4 protein-coding genes are annotated in these 2076 nt (G+C 44.7%); 2 read left to right on the plus strand and 2 right to left on the minus strand.

Going from position 1 to position 2076, the window contains the following annotated elements; translation table 11 throughout:
• Positions 1 to 342: 342 nt before the first annotated feature.
• Positions 343 to 846: a hypothetical protein gene (locus MOY_RS05120; protein ID WP_202813482.1), complete on the minus strand. Its 504-nt coding sequence runs from the start codon at positions 844 to 846 to the stop codon at positions 343 to 345.
• Positions 847 to 874: 28 nt separating this feature from the next.
• Between MOY_RS05120 and MOY_RS05125 the strand changes: the two genes are divergently transcribed.
• Together MOY_RS05125 and MOY_RS05130 are read left to right on the plus strand one after the other, a co-directional pair.
• Complete coding sequence (locus tag MOY_RS05125; RefSeq protein ID WP_009097234.1) at positions 875 to 1126, plus strand: type II toxin-antitoxin system Phd/YefM family antitoxin; 252 nt, start codon at positions 875 to 877, stop codon at positions 1124 to 1126.
• Positions 1123 to 1377 (plus strand): Txe/YoeB family addiction module toxin, encoded by a 255-nt coding sequence (locus MOY_RS05130; RefSeq protein ID WP_009097236.1) that lies wholly within the window; start codon positions 1123 to 1125, stop codon positions 1375 to 1377. The genes MOY_RS05125 and MOY_RS05130 overlap by 4 nt, the downstream gene beginning before the upstream one ends.
• Before the next feature lie 65 nt (positions 1378 to 1442).
• Here the strand turns inward: MOY_RS05130 and MOY_RS05135 are convergent.
• On the minus strand, positions 1443 to 2076 hold a 634-nt coding region (locus tag MOY_RS05135), incomplete at its 5' end, for a restriction endonuclease subunit S (protein ID WP_009097238.1).

Here is a 2076-nt window from a genome sequence, read left to right on the forward strand (position 1 = left end):
GGTGCATTCCTTTCCTTTAACATTAAGAAAAGGAAGGTGCTGAACACGACTACCATTATGATTAGATTATAAAATGKMTGTATCTTTTCCGCTGATAGAGTACCCAAGCAAAAACCAACCACTAAAACGACGAACCCAGTTAGCTCACTAAACCGTCCGTTTACATACTCTGAGTAAGCCTCCAGCAAGCTCTTTCTTTCGTAATTAGTCAAACTTCACCTCTTATTTTTAACCTGCCGCTAAACACACATAACGCCAGCCATAAGCGGCCGAAAAAACCGCCAGGTTTTTGAGGTCCAGCCCCCCCCCGCGGGCGGCGATGCTTGATGGCCTTGTTAGCAATTACTTGACCCACCTCATGCCTTCAAGCGCTGCTACCAGTTGGGGGCGCATAACGAATTCGTAGTGCCCATCCAATGTTTTATCCGATGCATCATTGCCGAATGAAAGCGTCCAGAACCACATTGGTTCACCATTGTCTCTTTTGGGTGGCACATAACCGAGTATGTCCGCAATTTCATGCCCAAGCGTCCCGTACTGCAAATTGGCTGCGTTGTAGTTCTCATAACCGACGGCCTCTGCAATTTTTGTGGCCGTAATAGTGTGGTTTGGGCTAGCGTACTGAGCACGAAGCATTTCCAGGTATTTCGTGTTGCGCAATTTCCCTTTATCACGGATTTTGAGAAGTGCATTTTGATATTGCTCTTTGGTCGCGACCATCCTTCTCATTTCCTCCCTTTTTGCTAACACCCGGCTCACGCGCCGGTTTGAAGCCGCAGAGCGGCGGAAAAATCGGTTGCTGTGCAGCCGATTGTTAAATCTTTCAAAGTACGGTATTCTGTACATGATCATTATCTTGTACAGGAGATCCGTTATGGATGCCATCAGCTACACAGCCGCTAGAACCAATCTAGCAAAAACTATGGAGCAGGTCTGTGAAGACCATTCTCCAGTGATCATCACCCGGAGCAAGTCGCAGTCCGTGGTAATGATCTCCCTTGACGATTATGAAGCGTTGCAAGAGACTTCATATCTCCTGCGCGCACCAAAGAACGCCCGTCGTTTGTTGGAATCCGTTACCGAGTTGGAGCAAGGCGGCGGCCAAGAACGGGAACTTCTTGAATGAAGCTCATCTTCTCCGAAAACGCCTGGGAAGATTATCTATACTGGCAAAAAACCGACAAAAAGATCATGAATCGAATCAATAAACTAATCAAGGAAACGAAACGAGAACCGTTCGAAGGCATCGGCAAACCGGAACCCCTCAAACACAGTTTCGCTGGCTACTGGTCTCGCCGAATTAACGACGAGCACCGCATGGTCTACAAGGTTACGGATGACGCATTACTCCTGGCCCAGCTCCGGTACCACTACTGATTTAACGCCGCGCTCACCGGTAAATTTGGAGCGCAGCGGAAAATTTATCCGGGTGCAGCGCCTTGTTAGGCATTCTCTAGTTGATCTCCGAAACGAAACCCACTCATAAGGTCTTCGATCTTCTGTAAGTCTAAATCACCATTCTTTGAGGGAAGTTTCATTACAGTTTTTCTCATTCGTTCCATATTCCACTTTCTGCTATAATGAAATCTAAATCTCTCGAGTTTAATTACCGTGCATAGGTATAGGCCAATTTTTTCATTAAAATACTCGAACATTTCTTCCCGCGGACTTAAGACCAAAACGTCATCAGTTGGAAAGAAAGGCTCTGGTTGATAAAAAGCTTCACCAACGCTGCCATTATAATTTACAGAAATCTTATTACCTTCAAATAAAGGTTGTAGATTTACATAATCAACTACTCCGTTATTGTCCTTAATGCAGCGAATTAACGGCGTTTCGCCTGACTCTAGATCTCTATTTACAACCCTTAAGCCGCGTTTAATCTCAAATAATTCATCGTACGTAAACTCCTTCCAATCTGAAGTTTTCACCTTTTTGGTTTCTGGCTCCTCTTCAGGGTGTTTGAATTCGAGATAGCTTTTTATTGTTTCCTCAAAATCCAATTCATGGACATTTTCATAGTCAGTTTCAATGTATGCTTCTGCACACCATTCATCTTCATGTGTAATCTCTTGA

The organism is Halomonas sp. GFAJ-1, assembly GCF_000236625.2.
GTDB lineage: Bacteria > Pseudomonadota > Gammaproteobacteria > Pseudomonadales > Halomonadaceae > Vreelandella.

Bases quoted from the DNA above. Each gene is read 5' to 3' on its own strand.
- MOY_RS05120 (WP_202813482.1), bottom strand. From the start codon at position 846: ATGTACAGAATACCGTACTTTGAAAGATTTAACAATCGGCTGCACAGC.
- MOY_RS05125 (WP_009097234.1), top strand. From the start codon at position 875: ATGGATGCCATCAGCTACACAGCCGCTAGAACCAATCTAGCAAAAACT.
- MOY_RS05130 (WP_009097236.1), top strand. From the start codon at position 1,123: ATGAAGCTCATCTTCTCCGAAAACGCCTGGGAAGATTATCTATACTGG.